At 72.4% G+C, this 23400-nt stretch carries 19 protein-coding genes; 15 read left to right on the top strand and 4 right to left on the bottom strand.

Going from position 1 to position 23400, the window contains the following annotated elements; all coding sequences use genetic code 11:
* The first annotated feature begins 35 nt into the window (after nt 1-35).
* The 4 genes from nrdR (at nt 36) to ACMATS_RS10715 (ending at nt 5279) form a co-directional block, all read left to right on the top strand.
* Nucleotides 36-584, top strand: a complete 549-nt coding sequence (nrdR, locus tag ACMATS_RS10730) for a transcriptional regulator NrdR (protein WP_390778406.1) — start codon at nt 36-38, stop codon at nt 582-584.
* Between the two features lie 114 nt (nt 585-698).
* Nucleotides 699-3578 (top strand): vitamin B12-dependent ribonucleotide reductase, encoded by a 2880-nt coding sequence (locus ACMATS_RS10725; RefSeq protein WP_391150613.1) that lies wholly within the window; start codon nt 699-701, stop codon nt 3576-3578.
* Between the two features lie 200 nt (nt 3579-3778).
* Nucleotides 3779-4384, top strand: coding sequence for a YdbC family protein (locus ACMATS_RS10720; protein ID WP_390778404.1), 606 nt, complete (start codon nt 3779-3781; stop codon nt 4382-4384).
* A gap of 235 nt (nt 4385-4619) precedes the next feature.
* Nucleotides 4620-5279 (top strand): histidine phosphatase family protein, encoded by a 660-nt coding sequence (locus tag ACMATS_RS10715; protein ID WP_390778403.1) that lies wholly within the window; start codon nt 4620-4622, stop codon nt 5277-5279.
* Nucleotides 5280-5333: 54 nt separating this feature from the next.
* Here the strand turns inward: ACMATS_RS10715 and ACMATS_RS10710 are convergent, their stop codons facing one another.
* A complete protein-coding gene (locus ACMATS_RS10710; RefSeq protein WP_391150616.1) occupies nt 5334-5714 on the bottom strand; it encodes a nuclear transport factor 2 family protein in 381 nt (126 codons plus the stop codon).
* 113 nt (nt 5715-5827) lie between these two features.
* Here ACMATS_RS10710 and ACMATS_RS10705 point away from each other — a divergent pair, with 113 nt between their 5' ends.
* The 4 genes from ACMATS_RS10705 to ACMATS_RS10690 all read left to right on the top strand — a co-directional run bounded on the left by ACMATS_RS10705 (nt 5828) and on the right by ACMATS_RS10690 (nt 8784).
* Nucleotides 5828-6409: a TetR/AcrR family transcriptional regulator gene (locus ACMATS_RS10705; protein WP_391150618.1), complete on the top strand. Its 582-nt coding sequence runs from the start codon at nt 5828-5830 to the stop codon at nt 6407-6409.
* 67 nt (nt 6410-6476) lie between these two features.
* Nucleotides 6477-7370 (top strand): ADP-ribosylglycohydrolase family protein, encoded by an 894-nt coding sequence (locus ACMATS_RS10700; protein ID WP_414167793.1) that lies wholly within the window; start codon nt 6477-6479, stop codon nt 7368-7370.
* Between the two features lie 65 nt (nt 7371-7435).
* The gene (locus tag ACMATS_RS10695) at nt 7436-8146 is read left to right on the top strand and encodes a ribonuclease HII (protein ID WP_390778399.1); all 711 of its coding nucleotides are present in this window, start codon (nt 7436-7438) and stop codon (nt 8144-8146) included.
* Between the two features lie 59 nt (nt 8147-8205).
* Nucleotides 8206-8784: a hypothetical protein gene (locus ACMATS_RS10690; protein ID WP_414167792.1), complete on the top strand. Its 579-nt coding sequence runs from the start codon at nt 8206-8208 to the stop codon at nt 8782-8784.
* A gap of 64 nt (nt 8785-8848) precedes the next feature.
* On the opposite strand, the gene ACMATS_RS10685 is transcribed toward ACMATS_RS10690, so the two are convergent.
* Entirely contained in the window at nt 8849-9427 is a 579-nt protein-coding gene (locus ACMATS_RS10685; RefSeq protein ID WP_390778397.1) for a hypothetical protein, read from the bottom strand.
* A gap of 241 nt (nt 9428-9668) precedes the next feature.
* Nucleotides 9669-11834, bottom strand: coding sequence for a RecQ family ATP-dependent DNA helicase (locus ACMATS_RS10680; RefSeq protein ID WP_414167791.1), 2166 nt, complete (start codon nt 11832-11834; stop codon nt 9669-9671).
* Nucleotides 11835-11966: 132 nt separating this feature from the next.
* Between ACMATS_RS10680 and ACMATS_RS10675 the strand changes: the two genes are divergently transcribed.
* The 7 genes from ACMATS_RS10675 (at nt 11967) to ACMATS_RS10645 (ending at nt 22688) form a co-directional block, all read left to right on the top strand.
* Nucleotides 11967-13382, top strand: coding sequence for a DUF4192 domain-containing protein (locus ACMATS_RS10675; protein ID WP_391150624.1), 1416 nt, complete (start codon nt 11967-11969; stop codon nt 13380-13382).
* 121 nt (nt 13383-13503) lie between these two features.
* Nucleotides 13504-15534, top strand: a complete 2031-nt coding sequence (locus ACMATS_RS10670) for a glycogen debranching N-terminal domain-containing protein (RefSeq protein ID WP_414170694.1) — start codon at nt 13504-13506, stop codon at nt 15532-15534.
* 89 nt (nt 15535-15623) lie between these two features.
* On the top strand, nt 15624-16385 hold the full coding sequence (locus ACMATS_RS10665; RefSeq protein WP_390778394.1) for an NUDIX hydrolase: 762 nt from the start codon (nt 15624-15626) through the stop codon (nt 16383-16385).
* 219 nt (nt 16386-16604) lie between these two features.
* Nucleotides 16605-18416 (top strand): ATP-binding cassette domain-containing protein, encoded by a 1812-nt coding sequence (locus ACMATS_RS10660; protein ID WP_414167790.1) that lies wholly within the window; start codon nt 16605-16607, stop codon nt 18414-18416.
* Between the two features lie 285 nt (nt 18417-18701).
* The gene (locus ACMATS_RS10655; RefSeq protein ID WP_390778392.1) at nt 18702-19586 is read left to right on the top strand and encodes a FadR/GntR family transcriptional regulator; all 885 of its coding nucleotides are present in this window, start codon (nt 18702-18704) and stop codon (nt 19584-19586) included.
* Between the two features lie 377 nt (nt 19587-19963).
* Complete coding sequence (locus ACMATS_RS10650) at nt 19964-21535, top strand: RNA polymerase sigma factor (RefSeq protein WP_391150631.1); 1572 nt, start codon at nt 19964-19966, stop codon at nt 21533-21535.
* Nucleotides 21536-21674: 139 nt separating this feature from the next.
* Nucleotides 21675-22688: a S1 family peptidase gene (locus ACMATS_RS10645; protein WP_414167789.1), complete on the top strand. Its 1014-nt coding sequence runs from the start codon at nt 21675-21677 to the stop codon at nt 22686-22688.
* 112 nt (nt 22689-22800) lie between these two features.
* On the opposite strand, the gene ACMATS_RS10640 is transcribed toward ACMATS_RS10645, so the two are convergent.
* Nucleotides 22801-23031 carry a hypothetical protein gene (locus tag ACMATS_RS10640; protein WP_071961820.1) on the bottom strand — a complete coding sequence of 77 codons (231 nt, stop codon included), beginning with the start codon at nt 23029-23031 and terminating at the stop codon, nt 22801-22803.
* Nucleotides 23032-23400 lie beyond the last annotated feature (369 nt).

The raw sequence follows: 23400 nt of genomic DNA, 5'->3' as shown, positions 1-23400 counted from the left end.
GGGGTTACCCAGAGGGTGAAGGAGGGTGGAGAGCCATGCACTGCCCCTTCTGCAGGCACCCCGACAGCCGCGTCGTCGACAGCCGGACCACCGATGACGGCTGTTCGATCCGCAGGCGCCGCCAGTGCCCCGACTGCTCCCGCCGGTTCACCACCGTCGAGACCGCGTCGCTGATGGTGATCAAGCGGAGCGGGGTCACCGAGCCCTTCAGCCGCAACAAGGTCATCTCCGGCGTGCGCAAGGCGTGCCAGGGCCGCCCGGTCACCGAGGACGCCCTGGCCCAGCTCGGTCAGCGGGTCGAGGAGGCGGTGCGGGCCACGGGCAGCGCCGAACTCTCCACGCACGACGTCGGGCTCGCCATACTCGGCCCGCTCAAGGACCTCGACCTCGTCGCGTATCTGCGGTTCGCGTCCGTCTACCAGGCCTTCGACTCGCTCGAGGACTTCGAGGCGGCCGTCGCGGAACTCCGCGCCGGCGCCCCCGGCCCCGCGTCGGCGGAAGGCGCCGAAGGGTCCGCAACCGATGCCGGCGGCCGCGGCGGGGACACCCCCGGAGTCCCCGCGCCTGCCGTCGCCGCCGACTGAGGCGGCGGCACACCAGACCTGCCCGGAGCGCTCGGCGCTCCTGGGCGACAGACACACATCGCGCCACGGAAGAAATGGGCGCATGAGGGCGTTTTGCCCGTAGAGGGAGGCGGCATGACCGAGACGACGAGCGGCCCGGCACGAGGTTCCCGCTCCAAGGGAAACAAGGGCGGCAAGGGTCTGCGCATCGAGCGCATCCACACGACCCCCGGCGTGCACCCGTACGACGAGGTGGTCTGGGAGCGTCGTGACGTCGTCATGACCAACTGGCGCGACGGCTCGATCAACTTCGAGCAGCGCGGCGTCGAGTTCCCCGACTCCTGGTCGGTGAACGCGGTCAACATCGTCACGAGCAAGTACTTCCGCGGCGCCGTCGGTTCGCCCGAGCGCGAGTCCAGCCTCCGGCAGCTCATCGACCGCGTGGTGCTCACCTACCGCAAGGCCGGTGAGGAGCACGGCTACTTCGCCTCCCCCGCGGACGCCGAGATCTTCGAGCACGAGCTCACCTACGCCCTGCTGCACCAGGTCTTCAGCTTCAACTCCCCGGTCTGGTTCAACGTCGGCACCAAGCAGCCGCAGCAGGTGTCCGCCTGCTTCATCCTCTCCGTCGACGACTCCATGGAGTCGATCCTCGACTGGTACAAGGAAGAAGGGATGATCTTCAAGGGCGGCTCCGGCGCCGGCCTGAACCTCTCCCGCATCCGCTCCTCCAAGGAGCTGCTCTCCTCCGGCGGCAACGCCTCCGGCCCGGTCTCCTTCATGCGCGGCGCCGACGCCTCCGCAGGAACGATCAAGTCGGGCGGCGCCACCCGTCGCGCGGCCAAGATGGTCGTCCTCGACGTCGACCACCCCGACGTCGAGGCCTTCATCGACACCAAGGTGAAGGAGGAGGAGAAGATCCGCGCCCTGCGCGACGCGGGCTTCGACATGGACTTGGGCGGCGACGACATCACGTCCGTCCAGTACCAGAACGCCAACAACTCGGTCCGCGTGAACGACGAGTTCATGAAGGCCGTCGAGTCGGGCTCCGACTTCGGCCTGCGCTCCCGCATGACCGGTGAGGTCATCGAGGAGGTCGACGCCAAGGCGCTCTTCCGCAAGATGGCCGAGGCCGCCTGGCAGTGCGCCGACCCGGGCATCCAGTACGACGACACCATCAACCACTGGCACACCTCGCCGGAGACGGGCCGGATCACCGCGTCCAACCCGTGCAGCGAGTACATGCACCTGGACAACTCCTCGTGCAACCTCGCCTCGCTGAACCTGATGAAGTTCCTGCGCGACGACGACAAGGGCAACCAGTCGTTCGACGCCGAGCGCTTCGCCAAGGTCGTCGAGCTGGTCATCACGGCGATGGACATCTCCATCTGCTTCGCCGACTTCCCCACCGAGAAGATCGGTGAGACCACCCGCGCCTTCCGTCAGCTGGGCATCGGCTACGCCAACCTCGGCGCCCTGCTGATGGCCACCGGTCACGCCTACGACAGCGACGGCGGCCGTGCCCTCGCCGGTGCCATCACCTCGCTGATGACCGGTACCTCCTACCGCCGCTCCGCCGAGCTGGCCGCGGTCGTCGGCCCGTACGACGGCTACGCCCGCAACGCCGACGCCCACAAGCGCGTCATGCAGCAGCACGCGGACGCCAACACCGTCGCCGTGCGCATGGACGACCTGGACACCCCGGTGTGGGCCGCGGCGACCGAGGCGTGGCAGGACGTGGTCCGCCTCGGCGAGAAGCACGGCTTCCGCAACGCCCAGGCCTCCGTGCTGGCCCCCACCGGCACCATCGGCCTGATGATGGACTGCGACACCACGGGCGTCGAGCCGGACCTGGCCCTGGTCAAGTTCAAGAAGCTCGTCGGCGGCGGCTCCATGCAGATCGTGAACAACACGGTCCCCAAGGCGCTCAAGCGCCTGGGCTACCAGCAGGAGCAGATCGAGGCGATCGTCGCCCACATCGCCGAGCACGGCAATGTCGTCGACGCCCCCGGCCTGAAGACCGAGCACTACGAGGTCTTCGACTGCGCCATGGGCGAGCGCGCGATCTCCGCCATGGGCCACGTGCGCATGATGGCCGCCGCGCAGCCGTTCCTCTCCGGCGCGATCTCCAAGACCGTGAACCTGCCCGAGTCGGCCACCGTCGAGGAGGTCGAGGAGGTCTACTTCGAGGGCTGGAAGATGGGCCTGAAGGCCCTCGCGATCTACCGCGACAACTGCAAGGTCGGCCAGCCGCTCTCCGCCAAGAAGAAGGAGGAGGAGAAGAAGGCCGAGGCCGCCCCCGCCCCTGCAGCCGCGGAGAAGGTCGTCGAGTACCGCCCGGTCCGCAAGCGTCTGCCCAAGGGCCGTCCGGGCATCACCACCTCCTTCACGGTGGGCGGTGCCGAGGGCTACATGACCGCCAACTCCTACCCGGACGACGGTCTGGGCGAGGTCTTCCTGAAGATGTCCAAGCAGGGTTCGACCCTCGCGGGCATGATGGACGCCTTCTCCATCGCCGTCTCGGTGGGCCTGCAGTACGGCGTGCCGCTGGAGACCTACGTCTCGAAGTTCACCAACATGCGCTTCGAGCCGGCCGGCATGACGGACGACCCGGACGTGCGGATGGCGCAGTCGATCGTCGACTACATCTTCCGCCGCCTGGCGCTGGACTTCCTGCCCTTCGAGACGCGCTCGGCCCTGGGCATCCACTCCGCCGAGGAGCGCCAGCGTCACCTGGACACCGGTTCGTACGAGCCGGCCGACGAGGAGGTCGACGTCGAGGGCCTGGCGCAGTCCGCGCCGCGCCAGACGGAGGCCCCGAAGCCCGAGGTCCCGGCCCAGCCCGCCGCGGTGGCCCCGGCGCCCAAGCAGGCCCACAACTCCACCGAGCTGGTGGAGATGCAGCTCGGTCTGAACGCCGACGCTCCGCTGTGCTTCTCCTGCGGCACGAAGATGCGCCGTGCGGGCAGCTGCTACCTCTGCGAGGGCTGCGGCTCGACCAGCGGCTGCAGCTGATGCACTGCTGACGGTCCTCGACCGTCGCCCGTCCGATGGCGGAGCCGGCACCTGCCGGCTCCGCCATCGGCGTTCGGCGGACGTGCTGCGAGGGACCGTGGTGCGGGAGCGAAACGGGCGCCCAGTGCGCCGGAACGCTCGCCCGGGTGCACTCCTGCGCTCCCTGATGCGGATCACTGCGCGGGCCGTACGATGGCCCGGTGCTGGTCAAGTGGATTCGCTGCACCGTGGTCGACCGCCGGGGCTTCGAGCGGGGGCAGCGAAAGTGGGCGGGGCTGCTCGGCGAGCCGGGGTTCCGGGGACAGGGCGGCGGCTGGAGCCGCGGACGCCCCGATGTTGCACACCTGTTCGGCTTCTGGGAGAGCCGTGCGTTCTACGACTCCTTCATGGCCCGGTCCCACGACAGGCTGGCAGCCGCCCAGTTCGGCACGTACAGGAACATCCAAGTGCGGCTGTTCGAGCACCGTTTCGACGTGAAGGTGGGCTTCCGGCCGCAGTTCACGGATGCGGACGTGGTGCGCATCGCCCACTGCCGGGTGCGCCCGGAGCGCATGGAGCACTTCACGCTGATGCAGGAGAAGGTGTGGAACCCGGCGATGGCCGGTTCGCCGGGGATGCTGCGCGGCGTCTTCGGCGAGGCGCCCGGCCCGGAGTTCCTCGTGCTGTCGATGTGGAACTCCGTGGCCGAGCACGGCAAGTACCGCGCGGAGCGGGTGGAACGGCTCGCACTGCGTGCGCAGACGGAGGCCGACATCGCGGCGATCACGGGCGACGTCGTGGCGATGGAACCGTCCTGGACGGTGTGAACGCCCGGGCGACCGCCCTCTCGACGACCGGGGTGCAGCGTGCGAAGCGTTCAGTACGTGTTCCGTGTAGAGGGCCCGCAGATCGCCCTGCAGGCTCCCGGTGCCGGGCGGCGTCGCGGACCGCGGCGCGGGTACGGGCGGTGCGCCCGCCGGGGCGCACCGTGCCGGTGCCGGATCGCGGTCCGACACAGGACCGCGTACGGCGCGCGGCGGCCGGGCGCTCTAGGGTGGCGGTATGGCACGGCCCCGGCGCATCGTTCTCATCCGGCACGGAGAGTCGGAGGGCAATGTCGACGACTCGGTCTACGAACGGGAGCCGGACCACGCCCTGAGTCTCACCGCGAACGGCCGTCGACAGGTCGAGGAGGCCGGTGTGCGGGTGCGGGAGCTCTTCGGCGACGAGCGTGTCTCCGCCTACGTCTCGCCCTACCGCCGCACTCACCAGACCTTCCACCTGCTGAGGCTCGACCCGGCCCGGGTCCGGGTCCGGGAGGAGCCGCGCCTGCGCGAACAGGACTGGGGCAACTGGCAGGAGCGCGAAGACGTGCGTCGGCAGAAGGCCCGCCGGGACGCCTACGGCCACTTCTTCTACCGCTTCGCGCAGGGCGAGTCGGGCGCCGACGTCTACGACCGGGTGGGTGCGTTCCTGGAGAGCCTGTGGCGCAGCTTCGACGATCCCGATCACCCGCCGAACGTCCTGCTGGTCACGCACGGCCTCACCATGAGGCTGTTCTGCATGCGTTGGCTGCACTGGACCGTCGCCGAGTTCGAGTGCCTGTCCAACCCGGGCAACGCCGAGACACGGGTGCTGCTGCTCGGTGCCGACGGCCGGTACCACCTCGACCGGCCCTTCGAGCGCTGGTGCACGCCCGAACCGTACGGCTTCACCGGTTAGACACTTCGCGGTGCCGAGCGGTCCGCATCTGCGTTCTCGTCAGACGAAGTCCCGTCAGACGAAGAAGGCGTTCATACCGGGGACGTCGGACAGGTAGGTCTCGATGTCGGCGATCCTGCCGTCCCGCAGGCGGCAGACAGTGGTCAGGTGCTCGTCCAGGATCGCGTCCGGGCGCTGGGCGGTGTTGTGCAGTGACAGGGCCATGTTCTCGCGGCTGACCAGGATGTGCAGCAACTCGAAGGACGGGCCGTAGGAGGCGATCTTCCGCGCGCGGTCGACCACGGCGTCTGCGCCGACGACGGTGCCGCTGATGGTGTTGTCGCCCGGCAGGGTCCAGGTGGCGTTGTCGTGGAGCATGGACCGGATGGCCGGCCAGTCGCCGGTGATGAGTGCGGCGTGGAAGCGCCGGCCCAGCTCGCGGGCAGTGGTGGTCATGGCAGTTCCCTCCGGAGCGATGGCGACGACCGCTTAAAGCAGATCGATTTGCTTTTGGTGAGGCTAGCGCTCCTCCGCCACTAAAGCAATCTGCCCTGCTTTAAGCTGGGGGCGTGAACGCCGAACCTCCCGCCAAGCGTCCCGGTGGCCGCAGCGCCCGCGTCCAGGCGGCGGTCCATCAGGCCGTCATCGACCTGGCCGGCGAGCGCGGCGCGGCCCAGCTGACGATTCCCGCGGTGGCCGAGCGCGCCGGGGTCAACCCCACCACCATCTATCGGCGCTGGGGCACATTGCAGGCCCTGCTGGCCGAGCTGGCGGACCAGCACGAGGCCGATGCCCGGATCCCGTCCAGCGGCGATCTCCGCACGGATCTCGAGGCCTACGCGGTCCGGACGCTGGCCGACCTGACCCGCCCCGGCGGCATCGCCTTCTTCCGCGCAGAGGTCTCCTCCGACATCGACGAGCGTCGCAGCGGCCTGCGGGAGTGCCTGCAGCGCGCCACCACCGGCCTCGACATGGTCCTCGAAGCCTCCCGCGGCCGGGGCGAAACGCCGCCTTCACTGGAACGGCTACTCGACCGGATCGTCGCCCCGCTCTACTTCCGCGTCGTCTTCTCCGTGCCGGACACCGACGACGCCTACGCGCACGCCTTGGTGGCCGACCTGTTCAGCGATCTCTCCCGACCGGAACGCTGACCGTCCGCCGACCGTGAGCCCCTCCGGGACCGCCGTGGCCGTTGAAAAGGAATTAGAGTTCGCTGCGATGAGCGCTGACCGTTTCCACCGAGCCCTGGCGAGCCTGCGCGGGCTGGCCGTGGGCGACGCCCTCGGCTCCCAGTTCTTCTCTCGCGCCAACTACCCGTCGCTCAAGCGCCGCGAGCTGCCGCCCGGGCCCTGGCGGTGGACCGACGACACGGAGATGGCCTGCTCCGTGCTGGCCGTCCTCGCCGAGCGCGGGCGCATCGACCAGGACGCCCTGGCGCGCTCCTTCGCCGAGCACCACGATGCGGACCGCGGGTACGGGCGGAGGGTCACCGGCCTGCTGCGCCGGGTCTCCGAGGGCGACGACTGGCGTGAGCCTGCAGCGGCCATGTTCAAGGGCCAGGGTTCCTGGGGCAGCGGGGCCGCCATGCGGATCGCCCCGCTCGGCGCCTGGTACGCGGACGACCCCGAGCAGGCCACCCACCAGGCGGAGATCTCCGCCTACACCACGCACCAGCACCGTGAAGCGGTGGCCGGGACCATGGCCGTGGCGGCCGCAGCCGCGATCGCCGCCGGGCCGGGGGGCTCCGCCACCCCCGGGAGCCTCCTGGACGGAGTGATCGCGCTGGTGCCGAAGAGTGCGGTGCAGGCAGGGCTGCGGCGTGCCCGCGACATGCTCGACTACGGCGACCCCACCACCGTCGCCGCCGTGCTCGGCTGCGGGCGCCGCACCAGTGCCCACGACACCGTGCCGTTCGCGCTGTGGGCCGCGGCCCGCAACCTCGGCTCCTTCGAGGAGGCGTTCTGGACGACGGCCCGGGCCGGCGGCGACGTCGACACCACGTGCGCCATTGCCGGGGGAGTCGTCGCGGCTGCGGAACGCGGTGCTCCGCCCGCCGGCTGGCTGGAGCTCGCCGAGGCGCTCCCCGGCTGGCTCCCCGCGGCCCCGCACTGATCCGTGCGGGGAGCCGGGGGCGGGGCGACGCCGGACGCCCCGGGGAGCGTAACCTTGCTGACGCCATGCCCTACCAACCGCCCACTCACAGCGTCGAACGCTCGCTCCGAGCGACGACGGGAGCCAAGGTCGTCGCCGGTGTCGACGAGGTCGGCCGCGGTGCCTGGGCCGGTCCGGTCACCGTGTGCGCAGCCGTCACCGGTCTGCGCCGCCCGCCGGACGGCCTCACCGACTCCAAGCTGCTGACCCCCAGGCGCCGACTGGTGCTCGCCGGGGAGCTCGAGACCTGGGTCACCGCTTATGCCCTCGGCGACGCCTCCCCGCTGGAGATCGACGAGCTGGGCATGACGGCCGCCCTGCGGCTGGCCGCGACCCGAGCCCTGGACGCGCTGCCCGTACGGCCCGACGCGGTGATCCTCGACGGCAAGCACGACTACCTCGGCGAGCCCTGGAAGGTCCGTACGGTCATCAAGGGCGACCAGTCCTGCGTGGCCGTCGCGGCGGCTTCCGTGATCGCCAAGGTCCGGCGGGACGCCATGATGGCCGAACTGGGCACCGGCCACGCCGACTTCGGCTTCTGCGACAACGCCGGCTATCCCTCGCCGGTGCACCGCGCGGCCCTGGCGGAGCTCGGACCCACCCCGTACCACCGGCTGTCCTGGTCCTACCTGGACTCACTGCCCAAGTGGCAGCACCTGAAGCGGGTTCGGGTCGTTCCGGCACCCCGCGCCGGTGCTTCCCCGGAAGCGGGCGGTCAGCTCGGGTTCGACTTCTGACCGGCCCGAAGCGGCACCCGCCGACGCAGCCCGCACCGGCGTTTGATAAACATCAACTCATGCCTCTCATCCCCGAGGAGCCTCAGATTCACGAGAGCGTCCCGGGTCCTCGCGCAGTGGCGGCCGTCGGCCGCACGGCGTCGACCCCCCGTCCTGTCCCTGGCCCCCGCCCGGCCCCCATGCGGCCCGGCAACCCCGGTGCTGCAGCTGTGCCGTCCCCGCGCACCCCGCAGCGGACGGCCCCGGCGGCCACCCCGCAGATCCAGCTCATCCCCGCTTCCGCGGAGGGTGCCCTGGACGCCGCGGACGAGGCCGTCGACCTGTTGCTGGACACCGGGCGCGCCCCCGGTGAAGTCCTGGTGCTCACCACCGGCGACCTGCACCCGTGGGCCGCGCACGAACTGTCCTTCGGCGAAGCGTCGTACTGGGCGCAGTACGACGCGGCCGACGACGTCTTCTACGCGGGCGCCGACGCACAGCGCGCGGCATTCCGCCCGGTCGTCGTCGTGGCCGTCAACGGCGGTTCGGACTCCGTGGTGAGCACTGCGCTTCCCACGGCCATGGCCCGGGCCGGCGCCCTGCTGATCGTCTGCGGGGACCCGCAGCGGGTCAACACCCTTCTGGCCACGGGCGTCTGAACGTCCGCGCCGCCGAGGGCCGGCCGGGTCCGGTCATCGGCGGCGCAACAGGCGGCCTGCGCGGTCATCGGGCTGCCGTGTGGCGGTGCGCCCCGGGCGCCCCGCCACCGGCGCTGAGCGGTGCGGGGACACGTGCCAGGGAGCACGGCTGCCGTCCGCTGCGGCCTTCGCCGAGGATGTGCCAGCCGCTTGCCGTCAGCGTGATGTACGCGCCGCAGCGCAGCCCGTGCAGGCTGCAGGCATCACGCAGGCCCCACATCCAGGCGCCGTCCTCCTGCGTCCAATGGGCCTCGCCCTCACGGCAGTAGAGCAGGACGGCGGTGCGGACGGGAACGCGCCTGCGCAGGTCGTGCGGGATCACCCGGCGCAACTGGGCGAGCAGCGCGTTGCGCAGCTCCCAGCCGTCGGGCGGGCCTGTACGTCTGACGAAGGAGGCGCTCGCGGCGAGCCGTTCGTCCGGGTCGAGCACGGCGACCACCGCCGTGGCCGGTGCGGGCAGATGGCGTGCATGCAGCCCGGTGACGACCTCGCGCGGGTTGCGCAGCAGCGGGACGCCGCACGCGGCCCATGCGGCGGGCTCGAGGAGCCTGCCCAGACGGGGAACGGGATCGGCCGGGGGAGGCGGAGCCAAGCCGAAGGCCATGATTCTCCCTTCGTCTGCACGCCCGTGTCCGGGCGGGAGTTCGGGCAGGAACGCACACCGCGGCAGCCGTCCACGGAAGCCGTGGACGGGCGGGAGCGGGGAGCCGGGGCAATTCTCCCGGGACCGATGGCCGTGCGGCAACGATCGATTCCCACCCGTGACCGGTATCCGGCGGTCCGCCGACTGAATTCCCCCCTCCGCCGCGCTCATCCCCGGCGGTGTTGCCCGCCTTCGCCCCCACTCATCCCTGCACGGCCAGGACCAGCGGAAACACCTGCCCGGCCCCGGACCGCCGCAACAGCCGCGCAGCGACGGCCAACGTCCAGCCCGAGTCGGTGAAGTCGTCGACCAGGAGCACCGGACCGCCTGCGGCCGCGAGAGCCTCCGCGAGCTGCGGCGGTACGGCCAGCGCGCCCTCCAATGCGCGCAGGCGCTGGGCGCTGTTGGAGCGCGGCACTCTGGTGTCCGTGTGGGCGTCGCGGTACTCGACCGTGCCGAGCAGGGGCATGCGGCCGACGGCGGCGATGCGTTCGCCCAGCGACCGGATCAACTGGGGGCGGGTGCGCGAGGCCAGGGTGACGACGCCCACCGGCCGGGCGGGGGCGTCCGGGGCGCCGGAGGCCCAACCCCCGGGGCCCCGGGCCCAGTCGGCCAGGACGGTCACCACGGCAGCGGAGACATCGTCCGGAACGGGGCAGTCCGGTGCCTGGGGTGCGAGCAGCGGCCGCAGGCGGTTGCCCCAGCCGATGTCGGAGAGCCGGCCGAGGGCACGCCCCGGAGCGGCCTGTTCGCCCGCGGGAATGCGGCCCTTGAGGTCGACACCGACGGCGGGCAGGCCCGTCGGCCACATGCGCCGCGGCTCCACTTCCACGCCGGGACGCCCCAGCTCGCCCCGCGAAGCGCCCAGGGCGGCCTCGGACACCTCGGCGGTGAACCGCGGCCCTGCGCAGTTGTCGCAACGGCCGCACGGGGCGGCCTGCTCGTCGTCCAACTGCCGCCGCAGGAACTCCATCCGGCAGGCCGTCGTCGTCGCGTAGTCGCGCATCGCCTGCTGTTCGGCCGTGCGCTGCTCGGCGACCCAGGCGTAGCGCTGGGCGTCGTACTCCCAGGGGCGGCCGGTCGCCGTCCAGCCGCCGCGCACCCTGTGGACGGCGCCGTCCACGTCGAGCACCTTGAGCATGGTCTCCAGGCGCGAACGGCGCAGTTCCACCCGGGGTTCCAGTGCGGGGAGGGAGAGCGGGACGTCCGAAGCGGCCAGCACGTCGAGAGTGCGACGCACCTGCTCCTCCGGGGGGAAGGCCAGTGAGGCGAAGTAGCTCCAGATCGCCTCGTCCTCGCGGCCGGGCAGCAGCAGCACCTCCGCGTGCTTCACCCCGCGCCCGGCTCGGCCCACTTGCTGGTAGTAGGCGATGGGGGAGGAGGGGGAACCGAGGTGGACCACGAATCCCAGATCCGGCTTGTCGAATCCCATACCCAGCGCGGATGTGGCCACAAGTGCCTTGACGCGGTTGGCGAGCAGATCCTCCTCGGCCTGCTGGCGGTCGGCGTTCTCGGTCTTGCCCGTGTAGGAGGCGACGGTGTGGCCGCGGTGGCGCAGGAACGCCGCGACCTCCTCGGCGGCGGCGACGGTGAGGGTGTAGATGATGCCGGAGCCGGGCAGCTCGTCGAGGTGGTCGGCGAGCCAGGCCAGCCGGTGGGCGGCGTCGGGCAGCCGGAGGACGCCGAGGCTCAGGCTCTCCCGGTCCAGCGGCCCGCGCAGGACGAGCGCCTTCTCCGCCCCCTCGCCCGTGCCCAGCTGTTCCGCGACGTCCGCGGTGACGCGGGCGTTGGCGGTGGCCGTCGTCGCCAGCACGGGGACGCCCGGGGGCAGCTCGGCGAGCATGGTGCGCAGCCTGCGGTAGTCGGGCCGGAAGTCGTGGCCCCAGTCGGAGATGCAGTGCGCCTCGTCGACGACGAGCAGGCCGGTGGCGGCGGCGAGCTTGGGCAGCACCTGGTCGCGGAAGTCGGGATTGTTGAGCCGCTCCGGCGAGACCAGCAGCACGTCGACCTCGCCCGCGGCGATCTCGGCCTGCACGGTGTCCCACTCCTCGGTGTTCGAGGAGTTGATCGTGCGCGCGCGGATGCCTGCGCGCGCGGCCGCCTCTACCTGGTTGCGCATGAGCGCCAGCAGCGGGGAGACGATCACCGTGGGGCCGCTGCCGCGCTCGCGCAGGAGCGCCGTGGCCACGAAGTACACCGCGGACTTGCCCCAGCCTGTGCGCTGGACGACGAGGGCACGGCGGCGGTCGGCGACCAGCGCCTCGATCGCTCGCCACTGGTCCTCGCGCAGTCGCGCTTCGCCCGTGGCGTCTCCGACGAGACGGGCGAGGACGGCGTCGGCCGAGGCACGGAGGGCTTCGTTGGTCATGCCCCCATGCAACACGACATCACTGACACCGCGCGAACGCACTGTCCACAGCCCTCAGTATTAGTAGGACCATATGGCAGGAGTTATCCACAGGGCTGGCGGGCCGCGGCGGGCTCACGGGACCCTCGGGCCATGAGCAACCGCGACGAAACATCCCGCCCGTCCGCCGCATCCGCCGACTCCTCGTCCGCCCCCTGGGATCCCCGGCCGGAACCCCAGATCACTCTCCGCAGTCCGGCCGAACTCGCCGATGCCCTCCCCTATCTGATGGGCTTTCACCCGACCGACAGCATCGTCATGGTGGCGCTGCACGGCGACCGCGGCCGCTTCGGCGGGCGGCTCAGGCTCGGCATCCCCGGCAGCCGGGACGAGTGGCCCGACGTGTGCGACCAGCTCGCCGAGACCCTGGTCGCGGGCAGCGCCAAGCGGGGCGCGCGGCCCGACGGCATCGTGCTGTTCCTCTGCCGGGACCCCGGCGAAGGGGAGACGGCCCTCGAGGTCATGAAGCGGCTCCAGCCGCTCGCGCAGTGCCTGCGCATCGCGTGCGGCGGCCTCGACGTGCCGGTTTACGAGGCGCTGTGCATCTCCGGCGGCCGGTTCTGGTCCTACTGCTGTCCCGACGAACGCTGCTGCCCGCCGGAGGGCGTGCCGCTGGCCCTCCCCGGGACCTCGGTGATGGCGGCGGCCGCCGCCTACGCGGGCATCCAGGTGCGGGGCACGCTGCGCGAGATGGAGGCCCGCTACGCACCCCTCACCGGAGACCGGGCCGAGGCGCAGCTGCGGGCGCTGGACGGGGCCGCCGCCGACCTCGTGCCCCGCATTCTGAGCGGCACGAGCTGCGAGACGGTCCGGCAGGAGACGCTGGACCTGGTGCGGCTGCTGCTGGACCGGTTCCACGAGGCGGGGCCCGGCGCGCAGCGCACGGAGTCCGATGCGCGGGACGACGCGCTGGTCGGCGTCGACGAAGCAGCGGCGGTCATCATCGGCCTGCAGGACCGCGCCGCGCGCGACCGCGCCGCCGAGTGGATGGAGGGCCCGCAGGCCCCGGCGGCGCTGCGGCTCTGGCGGGCCCTCGCCCGCCGCTGTGTGCCGCCGTACCAGGAGCACGCCACGGCGCCGTTCGCCCTGGCCGGCTGGGTGGCCTGGTCCGTCGGGGACCATCCCGAGGCGAGGGTCGCCCTGGGCGGTGCGCTGACCATCGATCCGGGATACCTCTTCGCCCAGCTGCTGCACCGCGCCTGCAACGAAGGCCTGGATCCGGAGCTCCTGCGCCGCTGCCTCCGCCAGGAACGGGCCGACCGGGCACTGTCCGCCGCCGTCGAGGCCGGGGCGAACGGTGCCGGGAGCGACCGTGCGAGGGCGGGCCGGTCCGGGGGAGTGGAGGAGAAGCCGGGTGCATCCCCGGCAGCGGACAAGGCACCGCCCGCCAGGCGCCGCCGCCCTGCGACGACGGACGCTCCCGGCGGCCCGGCGACGGCCAACGGCCCCGCGGGCAGGGCCCGGCCGCGGCGGCGCACCGGGCAGCGGGGCGCGCGGAGTCGGCAGTGACCGCGCTGTGGAACGGCCACCGTGACCTCCGCGGGGCCCGCACCGTTCACCCATGTAGCCCGCAATGGCTGTTCGACATCCGGACCGCGATGCCCCCAGGGAGCGCAGACGAGTGCAAGGCATTGCCCCCAACGGTCAGCAGGCCCACCGCCCGCCCGCACCCCGGCGCCCCGCCGGCGGACGCCCTCCCGGACCGGTCCCCGTGCACGGGGCGTTGATCTGCGTCGCGCTGCCCGCCCTGGCCATCTCCGGCGAGCACGGGCAGCTGACCGGCCAGGGCCTCGACGGCTTCTACCGCGGAGGGCGGCGCCTGCTCGCGCGGTGCAGGGTGCGGGTCGCGGGCGCCGAGCCGGTGCCCGTGCAGGGGCGCATGGTCGCCGCGGGCCGGGCCCGGTTCGTCGGCACGGTGCGGACGGCGGCCGATGCCGGGCCCGACCCGGCCGTCACCGTCGAGCGGCTGCGGGACGCCGAGGGCACCGAGCGCATCACCCTGCGCAGCGCGGCGGTCCAGGAGGTGCGACTGGCCTTGGAGGTGTCCCTGGGCACCGACCTCGCCGAGCTGGGCGCGGTGGCGGCGGGGCTGGCCGGTCCGGAGCTCCCCGCCGGGGTGCACGCCTCGGGGCTCCGCTGGTCGGGCCCCGGCGGTCAGGCGGTGGTCACCGCCGACCCCGCGCCCGGTGACGTCCTGGCCTCGGCAGGCTTGTTGTGCTGGGAGATACGGCTGCCGCCCGGCGGCAGCCACAGCATCAAGCTCCGGGTCCGTCCGGACGTCCCCGGCCGCCCGCATGCGGGCGGGAACGGCTGCCGTGACCGTGGCGGAGCACCCCCATGGAGCGACGCGGAGGCCGAAGGGGACGACCCGCGGGCCGCTGCCCTGCTGGCGGCGAGCCTGGAGGATCTGCGGGCCCTGCTGGTGCGCGACCCCGTGCACCCGGGCGACGCCCATCTCGCCGCCGGCATCCCCTGGCGCTGTGGCCGCCTCTCCCCGGCCGAGGCCCTGTGGGCCGCCCGGATGTCGCTTCCCCTGGGCACCGGCCTCGCCGCAGGGACGCTGCGCACGCTGGCACGCACCCAGCTCGCGGGGCCCGGCCCCGATGCCGGCCGCATCCCCGGCCCCCTGCGGCACGTCGGCGGCCATGTGCCGCCAGGCTGCACGGGCGTCGAGGCGACGCTGCTCTTCCCGACGGTCCTGGCCGAGGCCCGGCGGTGGGGGCTGCCACCGCAGGAGACGGAGCCGCTCGTGCCCGCGGCCGAGAGGTGCCTGGCCTGGCTCCGCGCAGCGGCCGGGGACAGCGGGTACCTCGCGGACCCGGTGCCCGGCGGCCCCTACCGCTGCGAGGTACAGGCCCATGCGCACCGGGCCGCGATGCTCGGTGCGGACCTCCTGATGGCGTTCGGCCGGCCCGGGGCAGAGGAGTTGCTCGACTGGGCCGCCGGGCTCAGGCGCCGCTTCCGGGAGGACTTCTGGGCCGACGACGTGGGCGGTGGCCGACCGGTGGCGTGCCTCACCCCCGACGGCCGCCGGATACCCCACCTGGGCTGCGCCGCCGCGCACCTGCTCGACACGGGGCTGCTCGGTGAGGGCCGGGTCGCCCCGGGGCTGCTCGACAAGGTGCAGACCGAGCAGGTGGCCCGGCTGTTCGGCGGGCCGGCCCTCGACTCCGGCTGGGGCCTGCGCAGCCTCGGTGCGAGAGAGGCCGGGTACAACCCGTTCGGGCACCGGAGCGGCGCGGTGCGGGTCCACGAGACGGCCGTTGCCGTCGCGGGCCTCGCGGCGGCCGGATACGAGAACGAGGCGAGCGGGCTGTTGCGAGGAGTGGTCGACGCCGCCGAGGCCTTCGGCCACCGGCTGCCGGAGATGTACGCGGGGGAGCAGCGGGCCAGAGGCGGCGTGCCGCTGCCGCATCCGGCCGCCTGCCGCCCCGCGGCCGTCGCCGCCGCGGGTGCAGTCCAGTTGCTGACCGTGCTGGCCGGGGTGCGGCCCGACGTGCCCGGGGGCAGCGTGGCGGTCCGCCCGCTGCGCAACGCCCCGCTGGGGGCCCTGCGTTTCACCGGGCTGCGCGTCGCCGGGCAGCCCTTTGCCGTCAGGATCAGCAGGCTCGGGCTCGGCATGGTCGAGGAAGCCGCCGACGGCCTGCAGTTGGGGATGTGAACGCCGTGCACGCCGGACTGACCGAAGGACCGCCTGCGGGCGTCGCCCAAGAGCCTGTTTATCGTCAGGCAGACGACTATGATCGCGTCATGCCCTACGACCCGTCGGCCTTTCCGCCCTTTGCCGTGACCGTCGACCTGGTCGTGCTGACCGTGCGCCGCCATGCGCTGTGCGCGCTGGCCGTGCGCCGTGGTGAGCCCCCGTTCCAGGGCCGCTGGGCGCTGCCCGGCGGGTTCGTACGGGCCGACGAGGACCTGACCACGGCCGCCGCACGGGAGCTGGCCGAGGAGACCGGCCTGCATGCCCACGATCCCGCGGGCCCCGTGGTCCCCAACGCCGCGCACCTCGAACAGCTCGCCACGTACGGCGATCCCAAGCGCGACCCCCGCATGCGCGTGGTGAGCGTGGCGCACCTCGCCCTCGCCCCCGACCTGCCGGCCCCGCGGGCGGGAGGCGACGCGCGCAGCGTCCGCTGGGCGCCGGTGGAGGAGCTGCTGGATCAGGAGGCCGGCTACGGGCGCGAGGGCGAGCAGGCCGTTCCGCTCGCCTTCGACCATGCCCGCATCCTTGCGGACGGCGTCGAGCGCGCCCGCTCCAAGATCGAGTACTCCTCGCTGGCCACCGCGTTCTGCCCCCAGGAGTTCACGGTCGGCGAACTGCGCCGGGTCTACGAAGCGGTGTGGGGCGTCGCGCTGGACCCGCGCAACTTCCACCGCAAGGTCACGGGCACTCCCGGCTTCCTGGTCCCCACCGGCGGTACGACGACGCGCCAGGGCGGGCGCCCGGCCCAGCTGTTCCGCGCGGGCGGGGCCACGCTGCTCAACCCGCCGATGCTGCGGCCCGAGGCGTGAGCCGTGGGGCGGGCCGTGAGCGGCCTGCCCCACGGGGCCGCCCATCGGGGGTGACACACCCCGGAAGAGCCGTCATTGCGTAGCAAATAAGACATACAGGGTTACGGTGCTGCGGTACGTCCTCCCGCCCCGCGCGCCGAGCCGGCCGTCGTGACCCCGCCGGTCACCGCTGATCCCGCGCGCCGAGCCGAATCACGTCACGCGCCCGCGAGAGAAGCCATGATCCAGGCCATCGGACTCACCAGCGCCCCCCGCCGCAACAAGCACCTCGCCGTCGACGACCTCACCTTCGAGGCCCGCCCGGGGCGGGTCACCGTCCTGCTCGGCGAGCCGGGAGCCGGCAAGACCAGCGCCCTGCGCCTGATGCTGAGGCTCGACCCCGGGCGCGGCGTCGCCCTCTTCCGCGGCCGCCCCCTGGACCAGGTGCCCCACCCCACCCGTGAGATCGGGATGCTCCTGGGCGACGTCCCCGGCCACCCCGGACGGACGGCCCGCGGACACTTGCGCATGCTCAGTGCCGCCGCCGGGGTCCCCGCCGAACGCGCCGACGACGTCCTCGAGGTCGTCGGGCTCAGCGGGCTCGCCGACCAGCGCCTGGGCGGGTTCTCCCTCGGCATGGACCGTCGCCTCGGCCTGGCCGCCGCGCTCCTCGGCGATCCCCACACGCTGATCCTCGACGAACCGGCCCACGGCCTCTCCCCCCGCGAGACCGCATGGCTGCACGGAATGCTGCGCGGCTACGCGGCCCAGGGCGGCGCCGTCCTCGTCACCTCGCGCGAGGCCATGGAAGCGGCCCGCCTCGGCGACCAGGTCGTCACCATCGACCACGGCCGACTCGTCGCGGACCAGGAGGCCGCCGCGTTCGCCGCATGCCGACTGCGCCCGCGCGTCGCCGTCCGCTCGCCGCACGCCGCCCGGCTCGCCCATCTCCTCGGCGAGGAGGCCGAGGCGGCAGCGGGGCCGGGGGGCGCGCCCCCCGGCCGTCCCGTCGAGGTCGCGTTCGACGGGAGCAGTCTGCTCCACGTCTACGGCAGCAGCGGCGCGGCCGTCGGCGAGGTCGCGTACCGGCACGGCATCCTGGTGCACCGCCTGACCGAGGAGACCGGCGACACCGGCCCCGTGACCCCGCTGGAACGCGCCGACGGCCGTACCCCCGAGGCCGCGGGCGGCCCGGCCGGCGTGAACTCCGCCGGGGACGAAGAGCAGGCCGCCGACGCCTCCTCGTCCCGCACACCTCCCCGTCTGCACAAACGCCGGTCCGCACCCGGTCCCACCTGGCCGCTGCGCTACGAACTGCGCCGCTCCGCGGGGGTGCGCACCGGCTGGACGGTGGGAGTCGTGGCCCTGGCCGCCTCCCTGGCCGTCTCCGTGCTGCTCGCCCGCACCGGGAACCCGCCGGCGCTGCGACTGCTCACCGGCTGGCCGCTCGCGTTCCCGCTCCCGCCGGTCGCCTTCGGCGCCGGGCTGCTGGGCGCGCTCGCCTTCGGACAGGAGTTCCGCTACCCCGCCCTCGGGCCGGACCAGGGCGCCGTCCCGCGCCGCCTGGGGCTGCTGGGCGCCAAGATGACGGTCACCGCCGCAGCCGCGCTGTTCCTCGCGCTCGCCTCCGTCGGCGTCGACGCCGCCGTCCTGCGCCTGCTCTTCGGGGAGCCGATCGCGACCCTTCCTGACGACTGGGGCATCACACTCACCGGGTGGGCTGCGCTGTCGGTGGGCTGCGCCTGGGCCGGTCTCTTCGCCGCAGGGCTCTTCCGGTCCACCGGGCTGGGGCTGCTCGCCGTCCTGGCGGTGCCGGTGTTCGTGGTGCCAGTGCTGAGCGGACTGTTCGCCCAGCCCGCGGTGCGCTCACTGACCGGTCTCCCGGAGCGGCTGCGCTCGACGGCCGTCGTCCAGTGGCCGTCCGGGATGGACCAGGGCTTCACGGCGGTGCTGCGGCTGATGGCCCAGCCGGTCGGCTGGGCACTGGCACTGGCTCTTGCAGGGCTCGGAGGGGCTTACCTCCTCGCCGTGTTGCGCGGGCGGCCGCGCTGAGGCTGTGCTAAGGCAACGAGCCGCGCGGTGATCCACGCAGAGTGACAATCAGTCCGGGGGTGCGAAGGCTGTCGCCGGGTCATGACCGTGGCAGATGTGGCCAGGGCACTGTCCGGGCAGCGAACCGACGAACGGGAGGCCGTGACACTCCGCATTCACTCTGCCGTGAGCTGTGCGGCCATATGTCCAATTGGGCGTCAATTGTCAGGTAATGGGCGATCACCCTTTCGTGTGCTTTTCACCAAAGACCTCAAGGGGCCAGAAGGTGTAGCCGACAAAGGAAGCGTGAGTACCCTTGCGCACACCATGATGACCGCGGCTCGCCCCGCCGATTCCGGCCTCGCCGGCCCGGGCGAGCTTGACCGCTACTCCTACGCCGAGGCCCCCGGGGCCGACCGTGGCGCCCCGCCCGCCTGGGAGGGCGAGGCGGAGCTCGGCCGTGCGGGCCGCCGTGCGGCCGGCAGCCGCGGCCGGGGCCTGCACGGCCAGCTCGTCCAGCAGCTGGGCCAGATGATCGTCTCCGGGGACCTGGGCGCCGACCGCCCGCTGGTCCCGGAGGAGATCGGGCAGCGCTTCGAGGTCTCCCGCACCGTCGTCCGCGAATCCCTGCGTGTGCTGGAGGCCAAGGGCCTGGTCAGCGCCCGCCCCAACGTCGGCACCCGGGTCCGCCCGGTCAGCGACTGGAACCTGCTCGACCCGGACATCATCGAATGGCGGGCCTTCGGCCCGCAGCGGGACGACCAGCGCCGCGAGCTGTGCGAGCTCCGCTGGACCATCGAGCCGCTCGCCGCGCGGCTGGCGGCGGGCCACGGCCGCGAGGACGTCCAGCAGCGGCTGGCCGACATGGCCGAGATCATGGGACACGCCCTGGCTCAGGGCGACTCGCTCACCTTCTCCCGCGCCGACGCCGAGTTCCACTCCCTCCTGCTGCAGGTCGCCGGCAACCGCATGCTGGAGCACCTCGCGGGCATCGTCTCGGCCGCCCTGCACGTCTCCGGGGCCTCGTCCAGCGGCTGCGACCGGCCCACCGAGGCGGGCGTCGGCCAGCACCTGCGAATCGTCGACGCGGTGGGAGCGGGCGACGCGGCCGGAGCGGAGGCAGCGATGCGTCAACTGCTGGTCGCCCACCCGGAGGTCGAGCGCGTCGTCCCCGCGCCGCGCGAGCACTGACCGGTTGGCGGGACCGTACGGACGGGACGGTTCAGCGCGGGATCGCTCATCCGGCGCGCGCGTACGGCCGTGCGCGCGGGCCGAGTGGGCCGTTCCGCGCGGCTGCCGGAGCCAGGAGCGACGATCTGCCCGGTTCGGTGTCCTTTCACTCCGTTATGGGGTGTGACTCGGGCCACGAGGATTGGGCGTAACGCTCTTTGAGGCAGCGCGATGACTAAAGAGGTGGTAGCCGCGGAGGGAATACAGGACTCCCGTGAGGCGCTGTGTTGCTCTGCACTACTGCCCGCGCCGTCGGTTCATCCTTGCCGGCGGTCGTCGGAACCGGTCGCCCGAAACGGCTGGCCGGGGCCGGAAGCCGTTTCCATCGTTCCGAGAGGTTGTTCGTGTCGGCCAGCACATCCCGTACGCTCCCGCCGGAGATCGCCGAATCCGAGTCTCTGATGGCGCTCATCGAGCAGGGAAAGGCCGAGGGGCAGATCGCCGGCGACGACGTGCGTCGGGCCTTCGAGGCTGACCAGATTCCGCCAACCCAGTGGAAGAACGTACTGCGCAGCCTCAACCAGGTCCTCGACGAGGAGGGTGTGACGCTGATGGTCAGTGCCGCAGAGGCGCCCAAGCGCACCCGCAAGAGCGTCGCAGCGAAGAGCCCGGCGAAGCGCACCGCCACCAAGGCCGTCGCCTCCAAGACGGTCACCTCCCGGCAGGCGGCACCTGCCGGATCGGCTGTCTCCGGCACGTCCGCCCAGTCGGGCGCGTACGGGGAGGACGAGGTCGGCGAGGGCGTGGCGCCCAAGAAGACTGCCGCCAAGAAGGCGGTGGCCAAGAAGACGGTGGCCAAGAAGGCCGCCGCCAAGAAGACGGCGGCCAAGAAGACCGCCGGCAAGAAGGATGCCGACGAGCTGCTCGAGGACGAGCTCCTCGACGAGACCCCTGCCCCGGGCAAGGGCGACGAAGAGGAAGAGGCCGGCGAGAACAAGGGCTTCGTGCTGTCCGACGAGGACGAGGACGACGCTCCTGCGCAGCAGGTCGCGGTGGCCGGTGCCACCGCCGACCCGGTCAAGGACTACCTCAAGCAGATCGGCAAGGTCCCCCTGCTCAACGCCGAGCAGGAGGTCGAGCTCGCCAAGCGCATCGAGGCCGGTCTGTTCGCCGAGGACAAGCTGGCGAACGCCGACAAGCTGGCCCCGAAGCTCAAGCGCGAGCTGGAGATCATCGCCGAGGACGGGCGCCGCGCCAAGAATCACCTGCTGGAGGCCAACCTCCGTCTGGTGGTCTCGCTGGCCAAGCGCTACACCGGCCGCGGCATGCTCTTCCTGGACCTCATCCAGGAGGGCAACCTCGGTCTGATCCGCGCGGTGGAGAAGTTCGACTACACCAAGGGCTACAAGTTCTCCACGTATGCGACCTGGTGGATCCGCCAGGCCATCACGCGCGCGATGGCCGACCAGGCCCGCACCATCCGTATCCCGGTGCACATGGTCGAGGTCATCAACAAGCTCGCCCGCGTCCAGCGCCAGATGCTCCAGGACCTGGGCCGCGAGCCCACCCCGGAGGAGCTGGCCAAGGAACTCGACATGACCCCCGAGAAGGTCATCGAGGTCCAGAAGTACGGCCGCGAGCCGATCTCCCTGCACACCCCGCTGGGTGAGGACGGCGACAGCGAGTTCGGTGACCTCATCGAGGACTCCGAGGCGGTCGTGCCGGCGGACGCGGTCAGCTTCACGCTCCTGCAGGAGCAGCTGCACTCCGTCCTGGACACGCTCAGCGAGCGCGAGGCGGGCGTCGTCTCGATGCGCTTCGGCCTCACCGACGGCCAGCCCAAGACGCTGGACGAGATCGGCAAGGTCTACGGCGTGACCCGCGAGCGCATTCGCCAGATCGAGTCCAAGACGATGTCCAAGCTGCGTCACCCGTCGCGCTCCCAGGTGCTGCGCGACTACCTGGACTGATCCACCGGATCCGGTCTGCGGGCAGGGCCCGGTCCCTCTTCGGAGGGGCCGGGCCCTGCCCGCTTCCGGATGCGGCGACCGCTCGTGGGAACGACGCTGGGTATGCGAAGAACTCCATTCGGTCAGGAGAGGTGGGTGTATGCGTGCCCTGAGCTACCCGCTGGTCGGGGCGGCCGTGCTGGTCCTGCTGGCGCCGGGCCCCGTCCGGGGGGACGACCGCGGGGTGGTCGGCGGGCAGGCGGTGAGCATCGCGGACGCGCCCTGGGCGGTGGCTCTGGCGAGTCGTGACCGGTTCGGCCCCATCCGGTCCGGGCAGTTCTGCGGCGGGGCGCTGGTGGGGCGCACGACCGTCGTCACGGCGGCGCACTGTCTGAGCCGTGAGGTGCTCGGAGGTGATCCGTCGGACGCGAAGGACCTGCGCGTCATCGTCGGCCGCACCGATCTGCGGACCCGGCAGGGCAGCGAGCTGCCGCCGAAGAGCATCTGGGTCAACCCGGACTTCGACCCGGAGACCAACGCGGGGGACGTCGCCGTCATCACTCTGGCCACTCCGGTGCCGGACAACTACCCGATCACCATGGCGCAGGCCGGGGACGGCGCCTACGCCCCCGGTACGTCGGCCGGTGTCTACGGGTGGGGGGACATGATCGGCAACGGCAACTATGCGGACGGGCTGCGGGCGTCCCAGGTGTTCGTGCTGGAGGACGAGCAGTGCCGACGGGTGTATCCGGGCGGCCAGGAGGCCGTGTACCAGTCGTCGTCGATGCTGTGCGCGGGCGTGCTGCAGGGCGGGCGGGACGCCTGCCAGGGGGACAGCGGAGGGCCGCTGGTGGCGGGTGGACGGCTGGTGGGACTGGTGTCGTGGGGCAGTGGCTGTGCCCTGCCGCAGCATCCGGGGGTGTACACGCGCATCTCCGCCGTGGCCGCCCTGGTGCAGCAGCACAGCACCGACAGCCTGCTGCGGCCGCCTGCCGTGGACCCGCAGCCCGCCGCGCCGCCCGCAGCGGTCACGCCACCGCAGGCTCCGCCGCCGGCCGCGGCGCCTCCGCCGCCGCCCCAGACGGCTGTTCAGGGGCCTCCGCAGCCTCCCGTGCAGGTACTGGCCGCTCAGCAGCCACAGGGCGCTCAGCCGCCCGGGAAGACCCCGCGGTGAGGGTACGAGAGCGGGCGGCCTCCCCGTGGGGCGGCCGCCCGCGGCTGTCCAGCCCTGGGTGGCGGGACCTCGCTCGTCGTGGAATGCGATGTATCAGCGTTCCGAGAGGGACTCAGCGGTCCTCGTCGGACGCGGACGCCGGGACGGCGGTGAGCCGCTCCGTCTCGTCCTGTATCTCCGCGGCGATCTTCTTGAGTTCTGGCTCGAACTTGCGTCCGTGGTGGGCGCAGAAGAGCAGTTCACCGCCGCTCATGAGAACGACGCGCAGGTATGCCTGAGCGCCGCACCGGTCGCAGCGGTCAGCGGCCGTCAGCGGGCTCGCGGGGGTCAGAACAGTAGTCACGTCGCCTCTTCTCTAGCTCGACGAGCTGTCGTACCAGGGTCAACATCCAACCAGGCCGAAAACGTTCCCGCTCGTGGCTTTTCCTCGAAACTTCCTTCCGAGTGAGCCGGATCTTGACGATTTGGCGGCGAATGAGCCGTATTGCGTGGGCCTACGGTTTCACGTCGCTGGGGGTTGTCGTCCGCCCCGGCTGGCTGCCGGGTTGTTCTTGAGGACGTGCCCGGAGCCTAAATGGTTCATGCCTCCAAGGGAACGTGATGTGCACGTCACCCCGGGGAGGTATCGAACACGTGATCTAGGTCTGGATTAGCATGGCCTGGTTACGGGTGGCGGCACAAAGGCTCTACCAGGCCTCGGTACCCTCTGAAC

The sequence above is a fragment of the Streptoverticillium reticulum genome, assembly GCF_047456005.1.
In the GTDB taxonomy this organism is placed as follows: Bacteria; Actinomycetota; Actinomycetes; order Streptomycetales; family Streptomycetaceae; genus Streptomyces; species Streptomyces reticulum.
This window is presented reverse-complemented; position numbering and strand designations above follow the sequence as displayed.

What these genes read in the sequence shown, in the direction of transcription:
- ACMATS_RS10645 (WP_414167789.1), top strand. Translation starts at nt 21,675, where the DNA reads ATGCGTGCCCTGAGCTACCCGCTGGTCGGGGCGGCCGTGCTGGTCCTG.
- ACMATS_RS10725 (WP_391150613.1), top strand. Translation starts at nt 699, where the DNA reads ATGACCGAGACGACGAGCGGCCCGGCACGAGGTTCCCGCTCCAAGGGA.
- ACMATS_RS10685 (WP_390778397.1), bottom strand. Translation starts at nt 9,427, where the DNA reads ATGGCCTTCGGCTTGGCTCCGCCTCCCCCGGCCGATCCCGTTCCCCGT.
- ACMATS_RS10660 (WP_414167790.1), top strand. Translation starts at nt 16,605, where the DNA reads ATGATCCAGGCCATCGGACTCACCAGCGCCCCCCGCCGCAACAAGCAC.
- ACMATS_RS10715 (WP_390778403.1), top strand. Translation starts at nt 4,620, where the DNA reads ATGGCACGGCCCCGGCGCATCGTTCTCATCCGGCACGGAGAGTCGGAG.
- ACMATS_RS10690 (WP_414167792.1), top strand. Translation starts at nt 8,206, where the DNA reads ATGCCTCTCATCCCCGAGGAGCCTCAGATTCACGAGAGCGTCCCGGGT.
- ACMATS_RS10710 (WP_391150616.1), bottom strand. Translation starts at nt 5,714, where the DNA reads ATGACCACCACTGCCCGCGAGCTGGGCCGGCGCTTCCACGCCGCACTC.
- ACMATS_RS10665 (WP_390778394.1), top strand. Translation starts at nt 15,624, where the DNA reads ATGCCCTACGACCCGTCGGCCTTTCCGCCCTTTGCCGTGACCGTCGAC.
- nrdR (WP_390778406.1), top strand. Translation starts at nt 36, where the DNA reads ATGCACTGCCCCTTCTGCAGGCACCCCGACAGCCGCGTCGTCGACAGC.
- ACMATS_RS10700 (WP_414167793.1), top strand. Translation starts at nt 6,477, where the DNA reads ATGAGCGCTGACCGTTTCCACCGAGCCCTGGCGAGCCTGCGCGGGCTG.
- ACMATS_RS10695 (WP_390778399.1), top strand. Translation starts at nt 7,436, where the DNA reads ATGCCCTACCAACCGCCCACTCACAGCGTCGAACGCTCGCTCCGAGCG.
- ACMATS_RS10680 (WP_414167791.1), bottom strand. Translation starts at nt 11,834, where the DNA reads ATGACCAACGAAGCCCTCCGTGCCTCGGCCGACGCCGTCCTCGCCCGT.
- ACMATS_RS10675 (WP_391150624.1), top strand. Translation starts at nt 11,967, where the DNA reads ATGAGCAACCGCGACGAAACATCCCGCCCGTCCGCCGCATCCGCCGAC.